Consider the following 15,326-nt stretch of genomic DNA (forward strand, 5'->3'; position numbering starts at 1 on the left):
CGGCGCCCTCCCGGGCGGGCGGTGCGCTTTTGGCGTGGCGGGGCATTCGGTAGTGCCTCCCCCGGGCCTCGCCGGGGGTGTGGGGGCCGCCGCCGGGCGCGGGCGCCGGCGAGACGAGTCTGGCGCTGATCGCTCACCCGGTGCAGGGACCGGTGATTTCCGGTCCGCATGAGCAGCCATTCGTGTGCGAAACCGACGCGTTCGAGCTGCCGTCGGGTGAGACGCTCGGCGCCCCGCTCGACGAGCACTGCTCGATCGCGCGGCGTGTCGACTACGCCTACCGCGCCGCGGGTGATCCGGAGCTTCGGCCGCTCGCCGACCCGGCGACGGTGCCGTCCGACGCCGCCATGACCACGACGCTCACCGGCGACGAGGTGCCATACGTCGTCCGCATCGAGACCGGCACGATCAACCGGGCCGTCTACCAGATCGCCATGCTGCACGCGCCGGGGGCGGGCGATGCGGCGCCCGACGCCTGGACGCCGTCACCGGGATGGAACCGGCGGCTCATTTATACGTTCGGCGGCGGCTGCGTCCGGGGTTGGTACCGGCAGGGCGCGACGACCGGCGGCGTTACCGACGACGTGATGCTGCGCCAGGGCTACGCGGTGGCGTCGGCGTCCCTCAACGTCTACGGCAACAACTGCAACGACCTGCTGGCGGCCGAGACGATGATGATGGTGAAGGAGCGGTTCATCGAGGCGTACGGGCTACCGCGCTACACCATTGGGTGGGGCTGCTCCGGCGGGTCGTACCAGAACCACCAGATCGCCGACAACTACCCCGGTTTGCTCGATGGCATCATCCCGGGCTGCAGCTTTCCCGACGTCACCTCCGGCACGGTGCCGATGGTGACCGACGCGCGGCTCCTGAACCGGTACTTCAGTGAGACGGCGGCGGTGGAGTTCACGGAGGAGGAGCAGCAGGCGGTGGCCGGGTTCCTGAATCTCGCGACGATGCCCAACGTCTCGCTCAACGCCGGGCGGATCACGGTGGGCGAGTTCTGCCCCGACGTGCTGCCGGAGGAACTGCGGTACCACCCGACCGACAATCCGGACGGGGCGCGGTGCGACATGTTCAGTCACTACGCGAACGTTTTCGGGCGGGATCCGGAGACCGGATTCGTCCGGCGGCCGCTCGACAACACGGGCGTGCAGTACGGCTTGGGCGCACTGAACGACGGTGCGATCACGGTGGAGCAGTTCCTCGACCTGAACCGGCGGGTCGGCGGTTTCGATCAGGACGGAGCCTTCAGCCCGGAACGGTCGGTCGCCGATCCCGAGGCGGTGCGGGCCGCCTACGAGACAGGTCGCCTCGCGAACGGAGGCGGCGGTCTGGCCGGCACGCCAATCATCGACTACCGCGCCTACAGCGATGACCGCGAGGGGGGCGACGTTCATGTCCGCTACCACTCGTTTTCCATGCGCGAGCGGCTGCGGCGGGCGAACGGCCGGGCGGACAATCACATCATGCTGGTGGAGGACGCGCGCCACGGCCTCTACAGCAGCCAGAGCCCGGTGCTTCAGGGTGCGCTGGCCCAGATGGACGAGTGGTTGGCGAACCTGACCGCCGACGAGTCGGCCGAGCGGGGGATTGACGACGTGGTGGGCGCCAAGCCGGTTGAGCTGGCTGACGCCTGCTGGACGCGTGATGAGAGCCCGGAGCGGATCCTCGAGGAACAGGTGCGCGGACGCGGCCGGTGCGAGGAGCTCTATCCGTCTTCGCCGGGACCGCGCGAAGTGGCGGGCGCGCCGCTCGCGAGCGACGTCATCAAGTGCGTCCTCCGGCCCATCGACATGACCGACTACGAGGCGACGTTCACCGACGAGCAGGAGGCGGAGTTGCGCCAGGTCTTTGAGGGCGGGGTCTGCGACTGGACGGAGCCAGGGATCGGCCAGACTGATCTCGCGGGGACCTGGCAGTCGTTCTGATGGTGGCGAGGGGCGACAGCGACGGTGGGGAACGACCGCCGCGGCGGGGCATCCTCCCGCCGCTGGCTCCGGAATAGAAGGAGGCAGAGGTGAGGAGACAGCAGATGGCGGGCATCAGACGGACGGCGCGCATCGCGACCGCGGCAGTCGTAGTCGTCTTGTGCGGCACGATCGGCCTGGAGACGTACCAGGCCGAGAAGGCAGTCGACGAGATGGCCGAGGCGGCCCGGGAGTTGCTCGCGTCGCTTTCCGACGCTCAACGGTCGGCGGCGACGTTTCCGTTCGACTCCGACGAACGCTCGCGGCACCACTTCATTCCGACCGAGGTGTTCGAACGTCACGGGATGGTCTATAGCCAGATGGACTCGGAGCAGAAGGTGCGCGCGCTCGACCTGCTCCGCTCCGGCCTGAGCCAGCAGGGCTACCTGACCGCGCAGCAGATCATGGAGGTCGAGGGCATCCTCGGTGTGCTGGAAGGTGAAGGCCGCCGCTTCTCACGGGACCAGGAGGACTACTGGGTGTCAGTGTTCGGCACACCGGAGCCGAGCAGCACATGGGGCTGGCGGTGGGAGGGCCACCACCTGTCGCTCCACTTCACGGTCGTTGACGGCGACCTGACCATGAGTACGCCGACGTTCCTTGGCGCGAATCCGGCGAACGTGCCGTCCGGGCCGCGGCGGGGCATGCGGGCGATGAAGGCGCAGGAGGATTCGGCGCGCGAGCTGCTCGGGTCGCTCGATGCGAGTCAGCGCGAGCGGGCGATTTTCGACGACGTCGCGCCCGAGAACATTGTCACGGGGGCGGATCTGGTGGTCGACCCGCTCGAGCCGATCGGGATTCCCGGTTCGGCGTTGTCATCCCGGCAGCGCGATCTGCTGATGGAGGTGATCGACTCGTACGTCGGAATCATGGCGGACGACATCGCGGCCTTGCGGCGGGCAGCGGTGGAGCGCGGCGGGCTCGACGACACCTGGTTCGCCTGGGCCGGACCGACGGAACGGGGCGAGGTGGCCTACTACCGCGTGCAGGGTCCCGAGTTCCTGATCGAGTTCGACAACACGCAGGAGGACCCGAACCACATCCACGCCGCGTACCGGGACTTCGACGGCGACCTCGGACGGGACGTGCTGCGGGAGCACGTCGCTCTGGCGCACTAGCTCCAAGGTGCGCCGGCGTCCACGCCGGCTGCAGTTGCCGGTCTGGAAACCGGCGGACCAAATCGGCGACCGGACCGGCGCACCCGGTCAGCCGCCGCCCTGGAGGCGGCGCAGTACATCCGTTCCCGCGAGCGCCTCGTTGTTGCTGGCGATGTCGGCGGCGCTACTTCCCGCCATGGTCGTGGCGTCGGGGTCGGCGCCCTGATCCAGGAGTGCCTCGACCACGGCGGGGTTCTTGCTCGTGCGGGCCGCCGCGTGCAGCGGTGTCGAGCCGCGCGCGCTCCGGGCCTCCAGATCGGCGCCCGCCCGCACCAGAGCCTCTATCATTGCCGGGTTGGGATTGTTGCCGGCCGCCCAGTGCAGGGGTGTCCAGTAACGCGGGTCAAGCGTGTCCACGTCGGCTCCCCCCGCAATAAGCGCCTCGGCGATGGCGGGGTTGGAGTTGGCGCCGGCCGCCCAGTGGATCGGCGCCCAGCCGCTTTGGTCTCGCACGTCGACAATGGCCCCGGCGGCGACCAGCGCGTCGACGATGGCGGGCTCCGTGTTGTAACTGGCGGCGGAGTGCAGCGGCGTCCAGCCGCTACTCATCTGGACGTCGAGACTGGCCCCGGCTTCGACCAGCAGCATGATGACGTTCGGGTCGGCGCTGTTGTTCGCGGCGGCGTGCAGCGGCGTCCCGCCGTTCGTAGCGGCTTCGTCGATATTCGCACCGGCCGCGATCAGGACGCCCGCGATCTCGAAGTTCGCAACTGCGGCGGCGACATGGAGCGGCGTCCAGCCGTTGCCGTCCCGCGCATTGACGAGGGCGTCTCCGTCGAGGAGCGCTTCGACTACGGTGGCATCGGAGGTTACGGCGGCCGCGGTGTGCAGCGGCGTCCCGCCGCTCGCGGTTCGGACATCGACGCTCGCTCCCGCCGCCAGGCACGCGGCGACGTCGCCGGCTGACGCCGCTGCGAAAAATCCTTCCGTGTTCCACCGGTCGCACGCTTGGGCGGCGTGCGTGGCAGGAGCCCAAGTGGTGCCCCAGGCGGCTACCACGACCACTGCGAGGCCTATCGCCCGCATCGGCATCGTCTCCGCCCGGGCGGCTATGGCAACGCGAGGGCGATCCACTCGCCAGGGTGTTCGAGCGATCCGATCGGCATGACGATGTACTGCTTGCCGTCGTGCAGATAGGTGATCGGCGAGCCGTTCGTCCCGGCCGGGAACGTCGTCTCCCAGACCATGTCGCCGGTCACCTTGTCGAACGCGCGGAAGCCCCTGCCGGCATCCGGACCGGCCCCGGGCGGCGTGCGGACCATGATCGGATCGCCCTCGCTGACGAACAGCAGCGTCTTCGTCAGCAACGGCATCGAACGGCCCGGCTGCCCGAGCGGCGGCAGGTTGAGATGCGCGAGGTCCGGGTGGTTCCGCGGACCGTCGCCGTTCGGGACCATCCAGACATGATCGCCGGTTGTCATGTCGATCGCCGTAATCCGACCGTAGGGCGGCTTCGTCAGTGGCAGGCCGCGCGGGCCGTCGGGGAAGGCGCGCGTACCTCGCGTGTACCGGACGTTCATCCGGTCCGGGTTACCGGGGGTGAGGTCTGCCGCGAACGCGCCGGTCACCGAGGGCACATAGAGCATGCCGGTCTCGGGATCGAACCCGGCGCCACCCCATTCCGCCCCGCCGACGGAACCGGGCAGCTGCAGCGTCCCCTTGGTGTCGGTCGCCGCGTCGCCCCGGATGGACGGCGGCGTATAGATCTCGCCCAGTATGTACGGCTCGACGATTTCGAGCGCCTCGGCCTTCAGTTCCGGCGTGAAGTCGATCAGGTCATCCTCGGTGATGCCGTGCCGGTCGAAGGGCAGCGGCTTGGTGGGGAAGGGCTGGGTCGGCGAGATCCACTCGCCCGGCGTATCCGAGCCGGGCACCGGACGCTCCTCGATCGGCCAGATCGGCTCGCCCGTCACCCGGTCGAACGTGTAGGCCATCGCCTGCTTCGTGAGTTGAACGACCGCCTTCGTGACGCCCGGACGTCCCTCGACTTCCAGGTCCATGAGGATCGGCGCAACATTGTTGTCGTAGTCCCACAGGTCGTGGTGCACGGTCTGAAAGTACCAGACCATCTCACCCGTCTCGGCGTCGACGCAGACCAGGCTGTTGGCGTACAGGTTGTTGCCGGGGCGGTGGCCGCCGTACATGTCGTTGGTCGGCGCTCCGGTCGGCAGGTAGACGTAGCCGAGTTCCAGGTCGGCGCTGAACATCGTCCAGACGTTCGCCATGCCGGAGTAGGTCCATGAATCGTCGAGCCACGTCTCGACCCCCGGCTCGCCCGCCTTCGGGATCGGGCTCCAGGTCCAGCGCAGCTCGCCGGTCCGGACGTCATAGGCGCGCACGTCGCCCGGGTGTTGCTCCTTCGTAAACGGGTGATCCGCCATCGCGCTTCCGAGAATCACCACGTCCTTGACGACGACCGGCGGCGACGTGCCGGAGTAGCCGGTGGCCTCGTCGTAGGTGAGATCGACCAGTCCGGCGTCGCCGAAGCTCTCGATCATCCGGCCCGTGTCGGCGTCGATCGCCATCAGGTGCGGCGGCCGGATGGCGAAGATGCGACGGTCTTCCCCGTCCTCCCACCAGCCGACGCCACGGTTCGGGGCGCCGCGCGGGCGCTCGTCCCCGAGAAACGTCGCGTCCTGCACCCAGATGGTCTCGCCGGTCCCGGGATCGAACGCTTCCACGAGGCCGATGCCGTTCGAGGCGTACAGGACGCCTTCCACCATGATCGGCGTCGCGCGAAGCTGGTTCGAATACTGCAGGTCCGGCCAGCGGTCGATCAGCGACTGATCGACCGCGGCGCGCCGCCAGGCTATCTGCAGGTCGCCGACGTTGCTCGCGTCGATCTGATCGAGGGCCGAGTAGCGCGTGTAGCCGGCGTCGCCTCCGTGAACGCGCCAGTCGCCGCTCACGCCCTGCTGGGCGGCCGCCGTCGCGGCGCCGGTGAGCGCGGCAACCAGGACGAGGGCGCCAACGTCCTGCCGGCGGGACATGCCCATCGTCGTACGCACTGTCATTCCTCAGCCTCCGCGATCGTTGCCAGCCTGCCGCTACTTGAGCGCGGAGTACGACGTCGGTTCCATCATGCGCGCGTCGATGGTGTCGACGAGCTTCCGCTGCTCGTCGCGTTCGACCGCGATGATCAGCTCCTGGAAATCCTCGTAGGTGCCCAGCTCGCGCCACATCTCGTCGCGGGCCTCGTGCGAGGGGTAGCCCAGGACATAGATGAACGTGTCGTCCACATCGTCCCCCGTCGTCGCGTTGAAGTAGCCGACGTTCGTCATCCCGGCCCGCTCGAACATCGCGGCGGTGTGATCGCGGAACCGGTCGGCGAGCGCCTGCCGCTTGCCCGGCATCGTCTTGTAGACGCGCAGCTCGAATACCTGTGACGCGGACCGCTGCTGCTCCGCCACCGCCCAGCCGGCGCCGGCGATTCCGACCACGAAACCGACCAGCGCGAGAATCTTCCACTTCAACATTCTGGTGTCCTCCGGTCTGGGGCCACTCCCCAAGCATGGGTAAGCGAGAGGATTATAGTCAGCAATTGACCACGTCGTGCGCGCCATCGTTCATGGCAAGCCACAGCTACACTGAAGGCGTAGCGATATCGAGTTGGACCACGGCGCAGTCCGAGGCCGTCGAGGCGACAGGGTGTAGCGCCGTACGAGGACATCAATCGCAGGAGGGCGCGTGACAGAGCTAGAGCGATACCGGGAGCAGTTCAAGGCGCTGGGGTTAAAACTCAGCGAGGACGGCGTGGGTATCGAAAACTACGAGACCTACCTGTTCGAGGCGCAACATCAGCTACAGCGCGCCGTCGACCAAGGGCACGAGGACGCCGATCGCTATCGGCGGGCGGCTGAGCTGGTGAGAGCCGCCCGCGAGACCGTGGGCGGTGCGACCACGAGTTCTGACCCTAGACCGGCGTTCGGTATCGTCTGTCAGGCCATCGCAGACTGGCGCCATGAAGCGCTAAACGACGATGACGAATTCGCCCGCCGTGACAAGAAGCTCCTTGAAGTCGAGGACCTGTTCGCGCAGATGTTCGGTCCTTTCGGCGACCACTGGCCAAGAGAGTGAGCGACCAGCCGGATCCCGCTAGTGGTGACAGACGGGCGCGAGGATGGGTCGAATCGACTCTACTGCTGACCATCAGCGCCATCTCGACCACCTCGCGCGGATGGTTTCTTGCTCGGGGGCTGCCGGGTAGTGCGACGCCCGGAAACCAACCTGCTACGGGAGCTTTCCCACGGTAGTCTCGAGGCAGATCGGGGAGAACGAGCCATACATGGCAGAGAACCACCTGGAGTCGCTAGTCGCAGAATGGTACGAATTCCGCGGGTACTTCGTCCGTCGGAACGTCCAAGTTGGCAAGCGACCTGCAGGAGGCTACGAGGCCGAGCTTGACATTGTCGCGTTCCATCCCGAGGAACGCTCGTTGGTCCAGATCGAGCCATCGCTTGACGCGCACACGTGGGCAAAGCGTGAGGAGCGGTACGCGAGGAAGTTCGAGGCGGGCCGCGTGTACATTCCCGGGTTGTTTCCAGGCATGGCGATTCCCGGCGAAGTCGCTCAGATCGCGCTATTCGTCTTCGGCGGCAGGACGCGAGAGAGTATCGCTGGAGGTCGAGTGGTCTTCATTGAAGATTTCATGAGGGAAATCCGGGACGGTATCCGGCACCGAAAGGTCGAACGCGCGGCGATTCCACAGCGGTTTCCGCTCCTTCGCACGCTGCAATTCGCAGCGCAGTACTGGGAATAGGAAGAAGTTGGCTACATGTCCGCTCGCCAACCAACGCGTCAGATGCTGAGCGGCGCGGCAAGATCGCGATGACACACGCTCGACGTGAGTCTATAGTGTGAGTCACAATGAGTCGAATATGAATCATGGAGGGCGGGGTGCAACAATTGACGGTACGGGGATTCGATCAAGCACTAATCAACCGCATCAGGCGCCTGGCGAATCAGGACGGCATCTCGCTGAACCAAGCCGTCCTCAAGCTGCTGCGGCGCGGCGCCGGCATCGGCGCGCCGCAGGGTGGCCGATCCGTGGTCGGAACGTCGCTGGATCACCTGATCGGCACCTGGACGCGTGACGAAGCGGAAGCCATGGATCGGGCGCTGGCGGACCTCGCGGAGATTGACGAGTCGATGTGGCAATGAGAATCCTGCTGGACTCGAACGCCTATTCGCATCTGAAGCGCGGCCATCCCCGCGCCGCGGAAATCGTCCGCGCGTCCGAGGAGGTCCTGCTGTCGACGGTTGTCATCGGCGAGCTGCTGTACGGCTTTCGCCGGGGCTCGCGCCTGGACCGCAACCTCCGGGAACTGCAGGCCTTTATTGACAGCCCCTACGTCACTGTCGCGCCGGTCAGCTACACGACGGCCGACCGCTACGCACGGATCGCGGCCAAGCTGCGCGCAAGAGGCCGTCCGATTCCTTCGAACGACATCTGGATAGCAGCGCACGCGCTGGAGACCGGCGCCGATCTCCTGTCAGCGGACCGGCACTTCGCGGATGTGGACGGTGTGGCCTGGATGCCGCTCGACGGCCTAGTGCCATGAACACGCCGCGAACCACCCGTGGAGGCCACCACCGCCCAAGGCCGGGGGGAGCGGCCGCTTCATTGGTATCGACCGCCCTACCCGAAATCACCGCCGGGGAATCCCCTGCACTAGTTGGGCCTTCGAGAGTCTCGCCAACGTCTCTTGGATCAGGCCGACAGCCTCATCAACGTCTTCATCGCTCGTGCTGAAGCCGAGGCTAAAGCGGACAGACGATTCTGCTTCCTCCTGGTCCAGACCGATAGCCCTCAGGACGTGTGACGGTTCCGGGATTCCCGACGTGCAGGCGGAGCCCGTGGAGGCTGCGAGTCGCGGCTGGAGTGCACTCAGAATGTCGTGCGCCTCGAAGCCGACGAAGCGAATGCTGGCGTTGCCCGGATGACGGGCACTTCCCATCGGACCGTTTACCGCAATCGGCCACGACAACCCTTTCAGGCCGTCAACGAACATATCCGTACGGCGACGTAGTTCGGCGCGGCGTTCATCGGCATCGCCGCCGGCTAGTAGGTTCGCTGCTGCGCCCATGCCGACGCAAAGCGGTACGGGTACGGTGCCCGAGCGAAGACCGTTCTGCTGACCTCCGCCGTACACGACGGGCTCGATCTTGTCTTGCAGTTGACGGGAAACACAGACGGCGCCGATGCCCTTCGGCCCGTACATCTTGTGCGCCGAGAGACTGACGATGTCACTGTACAGCGCAATCTCTTCGATGCTCATCGCCACAGGCGCTTGCGCCGCATCGCAATGGAATACGGCTCCGCAACTCCGAATGAGCCCCGAGAGTCGCGCGATGTCCTGAATCGTTCCGATTTCGTTATTCACCGCCAGGACCGACACAACTAGCACATCGTCATCCAGCACTGCATCGAGAGCTGAGAGTTCCACAAAGCCCTCACTACCGACGGGAATAGACTCGACGGTGAATCCACACTGCTCACTCAGGACCCTGCCAACAAAGAGCACGCTCTTATGCTCAACGGCACTCATCAAGATCCGGCGGCGCTTGCCGCCGGCAAGGCGGCGTCCGAGCCCGAGCAGGGCGAGGTTGTTTGACTCGGTTGCACCAGAGGTGAAAACGACCTCGTCCGCGTCTGCACCGACCAACCGGGCGACTCGTGCGGCGGCCTCATCGATGGCGCACGCAGATTCCCACCCGAGGCTGTGATCCGACGAGTGCGGATTGCCAAACGAATCGCAAAAAAGCGGCATCATTTCGGCTAAGACACGATAGTCGACCGGCGTCGTCGCCTGATGGTCGAAGTATATGGTGCTACCGATCTTCATTGTTTTCAATGAGTTATAGGCAAACCACGTGTCCGTTGCCGCGATTCTCAGATGAACGCTTGCTTCTGGATGTAGCCTCCAGTGCCGCGTTGACTATAGCACGCCTCGTGGGCTACAGTCGGACTGGAGGCATCGTCCAGGAGCCGGGAGGGGATGGGACGCGGACCACTCTATCACGAGGTCTATAAACCGCAGTTTTCGGGCCACGAGACCTTCCCACTACGCTATGGGTGGCTGAAAAAGGCCTTCGACCGCGTCGCGGAAACCGAGGGTCAACCCGACAACAGGGCCGCCTGTTGGGGTGATGCCGCAATCGCGCGATTCGGCGTCGGCAAGAACATGGTCGCGTCCATGCGTCATTGGGCCAAGGCCGCCCGTGTGATCGAGGAGCCCGCGATCAATTCCGTCCGGACGACGGAGCTTGGCCGTCTGCTGTTCGGCCCGAAGGGCCTCGACTTGTATATGGAGCACCCGGCGACGCTCTGGCTGATCCATTGGCAGTTGGCGGCGAGCGCAGACAAGACGACATGGTTCTGGGCGTTCAGCCATTACCCGGCGATCACTTTTGAACGCGACGGTATGGTCAAGAGGCTCGGCCGGCTCGCGAAGGACCGCAACTGGTCGAGAGTCGCTAATACGACCGTCAAGAACGACGTCGCCTGTTTCATCCGCACCTACGTCGCACGGCGGCCTTCCGGTAACGCAGGACACGACGACGCGCTTGAGTCGCCCCTGACGGAGCTTGGGCTGATCAAGGCCATCGGCAAGAAGGATGGCTTTCGCTTCGTGCGCGGCTCGAAGACGACCTTGGGCGACGGCGTCTTCACTTGCGCTCTGATCGAGTTCTGGTCGCGCTACGCGCCGAACGCGGCGACGCTGTCCTTTGAGGCCGTCGCACACGCGCCAGGCGGACCGGGCCGCGTGTTCCAATTCGACGAGAACGATGTCGTCGACCGGCTTGCCGCGCTCGACGAAGTCACGGGCGGCGCGCTGCGCTGGTCCGAGACTGCCGGGTTGAAACAGGTCGTGCGCAACATCGCAGTCAATGAGAGCGACGCACTGTCCTGGATTCCGGGCGACTACGGCGCACCTGCCGAAAGGGAGGTCGCCTAGTGACTTTGAACGAGCGCGTCCGCATAGCCCGGCGTTTTCTGAAATCGATTCGCATCGATACAGATCTCGGCGATACCGCCGCCCTTGAGGGCTTTGTCTGCCCGCAGTCCGCTGCCGACATCCTTGAGACGATGGCGCGCCACGTCTCCGAAGCGGGACAGGGTGCGTTCACTTGGACGGGTCCCTACGGCAGCGGCAAGTCGAGTCTCGTCGTGGCCCTCAGTGCCTTGCTGAACGGTAACGGCGGGTTGCAGAAGGATGCAGAGAGGGTCTTCGGCGAGAGACTCGCAAGAACGATCCACGGAGCATTGCCAACGGGAACGAAAGGATGGCGCATCCTTCCAGTCGTTGCGCGACGCGAGGATCCCGTAGCTGTCATCGGCGAAGCTGCGAAGCGGACCGGCCTCGTGTCGCGGCGACCGCGCGGCGGCTGGACCGAGAGCAATCTGACAACGGCTCTGACGGAGGCTGCCGCCGAAAAGCCCAGAACGCACGGCGGGCTGATCTTGTTCATCGACGAGATGGGCAAATTCCTCGAGGGCGCTTCCCAGGACGGCTCTGATATTTACTTGCTCCAGCAACTCGCCGAGGCGGCGTCGCGCAGCAAAGGGCGTTTCCTTGTCGTCGGCGTGCTGCACCAGGCGTTTGAGGAATACGCACACCGGCTGTCGCGCGAGATCCGTGACGAGTGGGCGAAGATTCAGGGACGGTTCATCGATCTCGTCGTTACCACGGCGGGCGAGGAACAGATCGATTTGATCTCGCACGCTATCGAAAGCGACCACCGTCCACAGAAACCCGGTCCGCTAGCATCTGCCGTCGCGGCTATCGCGCGGCGCGACCGCGGCGGTGACGCGAAGCGGTTGGCAGATATGCTCGAAGCATGCTGGCCGCTGCATCCGGTTGTCGCATGTGTGCTTGGTCCGATTTCGCGACGGCGCTTCGGACAGAACCAGCGGAGCATATTCGGCTTCCTGAATTCTTCTGAACCGCACGGATTCCAGGACTTCCTGAACTATGTCGGCGACGGCGAGCTGTACGGTCCCGACCGGCTTTGGGATTACTTGCGCGCCAATCTGGAACCGTCCATCCTCGCTTCCCCCGACGGCCACCGGTGGGCGTTGGCAGTCGAAGCGCTCGAACGCTGCGAGGCCAATGGCGGCGATGCGCTCCATATCAGGTTGCTCAAGACAATCGCCGTGATTGACCTGTTCAAGGAGCGCTCTGGGCTTGTCGCGAGTTTAGACCTGCTCGGTGCCTGTTTTCCCGACACTTCCGCCAAGGCGCTCGAGACAGCGCTGTCCCGACTGGACGAGGGGTCGTTCACCATCTTCAAGAAATTCCTAGATGCCCGCGCTATCTTTGCGGGCAGCGATTTCGATATCGACCAAGCAGTCCGCGCTGCGCTCGACGAGATCGACGAGATCGATCTCAAGGAACTGAAGACACTCGCCGGACTTCAACCGATCCTTGCCAAGCGGCACTATCACGAAACCGGCGTGCTCAGATGGTTCGACGTAAACGTCGTTCCGGTCAGCGACATTGTTGCATTCGCCGCCGGATTCGTGCCGGAGAACGGTGCGATCGGGCAGTTCCTACTAGCTATTCCCGCAGAGGGAGAAAGCGAGGAGCACGCCGAAGACCTGTGCCGCAAGGCGGCACGGCACAGCGGCGCGTGGGATATCGTCGTCGGGGTCTCGAAGAGATCATGGGCCGTCGTGCCGCTGGTGCGCGAGCTGTTCGCGCTCCAAGGCGTCAGTAGCGATCACCCGGAACTCGCCGGGGATGCCGTGGCGCGGCGGGAGGTTTCCGCACGCCTTGCGGAGTTGCAGGCGTGGCTCGAAACGGAATTGCTCAAGGCGTTCGACAATGCCCTGTGGTTCCGCAAGAACCATCAACCAAAACGCCTGCGGCAGGCCGATTTGAACGCTATCGCCTCCGAACTAGCCGATCGCCGCTTCGCGGAATCGCCCCGACTGCACAACGAGTTGCTGAACCGCCAGAAACCATCGAGCAACGCCATCGCGGCGCAGAACAACCTGTTGCGACGGATGGTCCTGAACGATGGCGAACCCCGCCTCGGCATCGACGCTTTCCCAGCCGAGGGCGGTTTGTTTGTATCCATGCTGGAGGCGACCGGCCTCTACTCGCAGCAAGGAAAGATATGGCGTTTCGTTTCACCAGTCGCAAGCGAGGACGATCCATGTCACCTAGCCCGTATATGGCAGAAGGCACTCGAACATATAAAGGTGCATGCCGACCGTACAGTCGCCATCTCCGAGTTGTTCGACGAATGGCGCAAGCCGCCTTTCGGTGTAAAGGACGGCATGATGCCGATCCTCGCCGTCGCCTTCGTGATGTCGCAGCGCGACAAGATAGCCGTCTACCGTGACGGCATATTCAGGGCAAAGTTCGACGACGTGGACGTGGACCATCTTGCGAAGGACCCGAGCTTCATCCAGTTGCGCTGGATGGACCTTGGTGAGGTTGCGCGGCGCCTGCTGTCGGGCATGGCGGAAGTCGTTCGCAATCTCGACAAGACGAACGAGCTTGTGCATCTGGAGCCCATCGATGTCGGGCGCGGCCTTGTCGCGATCTACGACCATCTCCCGAACTGGACCAAGCGGACAATGCGCTTGTCCGCGAATGCCGCGAGAACCCGCGACCTGTTCAAGCGAGCGCACGACCCGAACCAGTTCCTGTTCGACGACATTCCAGCAACGCTGGGCGAGGAAGTTTCGTTGACGAACAACGAGGATTTGCGCCGTGTCATCGCAAGTGTTGGCGAGGGGCTCGAGGAATTGGTGCAAGCGTACCCGTCCATGCTGCGCCGCTTGCGCGACATCATGCTGGACGAGTTGCAGGTCCCGAACATCTCCCCGCAGTCACTCGCAGAGCTGCGCGCACGAGCCGAGAACATCAGGCAGCTTGCCGGCGACTTCCGACTCGAAGCCTTCGTCGGCCGGTTGGCGCAATTCAACGGCTCCGATGAGAGTTTTGAAGGCATCGCCAGCCTTGCGACGAACAAGCCGCCGCGTGACTGGGTCGATACCGACATCGACCACGCGGCCGTCGAGCTCGCGGACATGGCCCAGAAGTTCCTGCGTGCCGAAACCTACGCACGCGTCAAGGGCCGTCCAGACAAACGGCAGGCGATAGCCGTCGTCATCGGAGTCGACAGTCGCCCAACACCGTTGCTGGCGGAATTCCACATCGCGGATTCCGACCGCGCCGCAGTAAACGGCCTCACCGAGCGTATCGCCGCGGCCCTGGAACAAGCCGACACCAGCCACCGCAGCATCGTTCTTGCGGCGTTGTCCGAACTCAGCACGCACTACATGCAGGAGTCCGTGCCCCCACACACACGTGGGAGAGGAAGAGCCGCCTCTTGACGGTCAACTCCGCGAAGCACGTGCTTGGCCTGTCCGGCGGGCGAGACAGCGCAGCGCTCGCCGTCTACATGCGGCAGCATCGCCCGGAACTGGACATCGAGTACTTCTTCACGGACACAGGCAAGGAATTGCCCGAGGTGTACGAGTATCTCGGTCGGCTTGAAGGCTTCCTCGGGAAACCGATCCTGCGTTTGAATCCCGACCGGGATTTCGATTTTTGGCTCAAGCAGTACAACGATTTCCTACCGTCGCCACAGACGCGCTGGTGCACGCGGCAACTCAAGCTGCGTCCGTTCGAGCACTGGCTTCGGCCACTCCTGGCCGACGGAGCCACCATCTACAGCTATGTCGCGATCCGCAGCGACGAGGAATACCGCGAAGGCTATTCGTCCAAGCACGACAGGCTCGTGGTCAAGCTGCCCTTCAAAGAAGCCGGCATCGACAAGGTCGGTGTGCTAGAACTTCTTGACGGGACCGGGCTCGGTCTGCCGACGTACTATTCGTGGCGCACCCGCAGCGGCTGCACCTTCTGCTTCTTCCAGCAGAAGATCGAATGGGTGCGCCTCAAGGAGCAGCATCCCGAGGCGTTCGAGGAAGCCAAAGCATACGAGAAAGATGCCGTGGCACACGGCTCGCCGTTCACCTGGAGTCAGGGGGAATCACTAGAAGAACTGGAACGCCCCGAACGCATTGCGCAGATCAGGCAGGATCACGAGTTACGGCTTGCTCGCGCACGCTCGAAGGTCCGGCCCAACCCGCTACGACCGAACCGCGAGCCGCTCGACATCGACGACTTGTACGGCAAAGCGAAAGTCTGCCTAGCGTGTCACAAGTAATGTGAAAGGACCT

The 15,326-nt window shown here is 64.7% G+C and carries 13 protein-coding genes; 9 read left to right on the forward strand and 4 right to left on the reverse strand.

All coding sequences use genetic code 11. The features are described from left to right. Positions 1-182: 182 nt before the first annotated feature. Positions 183-1,931, forward strand: coding sequence for a hypothetical protein (locus F4Y45_11505; protein ID MXY25133.1), 1,749 nt, complete (start codon positions 183-185; stop codon positions 1,929-1,931). Positions 1,932-2,035: 104 nt separating this feature from the next. Continuing rightward, positions 2,036-3,088, forward strand: a complete 1,053-nt coding sequence (locus tag F4Y45_11510; GenBank protein MXY25134.1) for a DUF3500 domain-containing protein — start codon at positions 2,036-2,038, stop codon at positions 3,086-3,088. A gap of 87 nt (positions 3,089-3,175) precedes the next feature. Here F4Y45_11510 and F4Y45_11515 read toward each other — a convergent pair whose 3' ends face one another. Genes F4Y45_11515 through F4Y45_11525 form a run of 3 tightly spaced genes read right to left on the reverse strand, consistent with a single transcriptional unit; the run spans position 3,176 to position 6,690 of the window. Further along, complete coding sequence (locus F4Y45_11515; GenBank protein MXY25135.1) at positions 3,176-4,201, reverse strand: hypothetical protein; 1,026 nt, start codon at positions 4,199-4,201, stop codon at positions 3,176-3,178. Beyond that, positions 4,177-6,141, reverse strand: coding sequence for a PQQ-binding-like beta-propeller repeat protein (locus tag F4Y45_11520; protein MXY25136.1), 1,965 nt, complete (start codon positions 6,139-6,141; stop codon positions 4,177-4,179). The genes F4Y45_11515 and F4Y45_11520 overlap by 25 nt, the downstream gene beginning before the upstream one ends. A gap of 33 nt (positions 6,142-6,174) precedes the next feature. Continuing rightward, positions 6,175-6,690, reverse strand: coding sequence for a hypothetical protein (locus F4Y45_11525; GenBank protein ID MXY25137.1), 516 nt, complete (start codon positions 6,688-6,690; stop codon positions 6,175-6,177). A gap of 124 nt (positions 6,691-6,814) precedes the next feature. Between F4Y45_11525 and F4Y45_11530 the strand changes: the two genes are divergently transcribed. The 4 genes from F4Y45_11530 (at position 6,815) to F4Y45_11545 (ending at position 8,688) form a co-directional block, all read left to right on the forward strand. Beyond that, on the forward strand, positions 6,815-7,204 hold the full coding sequence (locus F4Y45_11530; protein ID MXY25138.1) for a hypothetical protein: 390 nt from the start codon (positions 6,815-6,817) through the stop codon (positions 7,202-7,204). 208 nt (positions 7,205-7,412) lie between these two features. Further along, positions 7,413-7,886, forward strand: a complete 474-nt coding sequence (locus F4Y45_11535) for a hypothetical protein (protein MXY25139.1) — start codon at positions 7,413-7,415, stop codon at positions 7,884-7,886. Positions 7,887-8,023: 137 nt separating this feature from the next. Continuing rightward, entirely contained in the window at positions 8,024-8,287 is a 264-nt protein-coding gene (locus tag F4Y45_11540; protein MXY25140.1) for a hypothetical protein, read from the forward strand. Further along, positions 8,284-8,688, forward strand: a complete 405-nt coding sequence (locus tag F4Y45_11545) for a type II toxin-antitoxin system VapC family toxin (protein ID MXY25141.1) — start codon at positions 8,284-8,286, stop codon at positions 8,686-8,688. Before F4Y45_11540 ends, F4Y45_11545 begins: the two co-directional genes overlap by 4 nt. Before the next feature lie 87 nt (positions 8,689-8,775). Here the strand turns inward: F4Y45_11545 and F4Y45_11550 are convergent, their stop codons facing one another. Beyond that, on the reverse strand, positions 8,776-9,972 hold the full coding sequence (locus F4Y45_11550) for a cysteine desulfurase (protein ID MXY25142.1): 1,197 nt from the start codon (positions 9,970-9,972) through the stop codon (positions 8,776-8,778). 153 nt (positions 9,973-10,125) lie between these two features. Between F4Y45_11550 and F4Y45_11555 the strand changes: the two genes are divergently transcribed. From F4Y45_11555 to F4Y45_11565, 3 genes are read left to right on the forward strand one after another with little or no spacing between them, the layout of a single operon-like run. After that, a complete protein-coding gene (locus F4Y45_11555; GenBank protein ID MXY25143.1) occupies positions 10,126-11,085 on the forward strand; it encodes a DUF4007 family protein in 960 nt (319 codons plus the stop codon). After that, positions 11,085-14,477: an ATP-binding protein gene (locus F4Y45_11560; GenBank protein ID MXY25144.1), complete on the forward strand. Its 3,393-nt coding sequence runs from the start codon at positions 11,085-11,087 to the stop codon at positions 14,475-14,477. Before F4Y45_11555 ends, F4Y45_11560 begins: the two co-directional genes overlap by 1 nt. After that, on the forward strand, positions 14,474-15,313 hold the full coding sequence (locus F4Y45_11565) for a phosphoadenosine phosphosulfate reductase family protein (protein MXY25145.1): 840 nt from the start codon (positions 14,474-14,476) through the stop codon (positions 15,311-15,313). The genes F4Y45_11560 and F4Y45_11565 overlap by 4 nt, the downstream gene beginning before the upstream one ends. Positions 15,314-15,326: the final 13 nt, after the last annotated feature.

The organism is Acidobacteriota bacterium (assembly GCA_009838525.1).
In the GTDB taxonomy this organism is placed as follows: Bacteria; Acidobacteriota; Vicinamibacteria; order Vicinamibacterales; family UBA8438; genus VXRJ01.

What these genes read in the sequence shown, in the direction of transcription:
- F4Y45_11510 (MXY25134.1), top strand. Translation starts at nt 2,036, where the DNA reads ATGGCGGGCATCAGACGGACGGCGCGCATCGCGACCGCGGCAGTCGTA.
- F4Y45_11520 (MXY25136.1), bottom strand. Translation starts at nt 6,141, where the DNA reads ATGACAGTGCGTACGACGATGGGCATGTCCCGCCGGCAGGACGTTGGC.
- F4Y45_11525 (MXY25137.1), bottom strand. Translation starts at nt 6,690, where the DNA reads ATGGCGCGCACGACGTGGTCAATTGCTGACTATAATCCTCTCGCTTAC.
- F4Y45_11535 (MXY25139.1), top strand. Translation starts at nt 7,413, where the DNA reads ATGGCAGAGAACCACCTGGAGTCGCTAGTCGCAGAATGGTACGAATTC.
- F4Y45_11545 (MXY25141.1), top strand. Translation starts at nt 8,284, where the DNA reads ATGAGAATCCTGCTGGACTCGAACGCCTATTCGCATCTGAAGCGCGGC.
- F4Y45_11550 (MXY25142.1), bottom strand. Translation starts at nt 9,972, where the DNA reads ATGAAGATCGGTAGCACCATATACTTCGACCATCAGGCGACGACGCCG.
- F4Y45_11555 (MXY25143.1), top strand. Translation starts at nt 10,126, where the DNA reads ATGGGACGCGGACCACTCTATCACGAGGTCTATAAACCGCAGTTTTCG.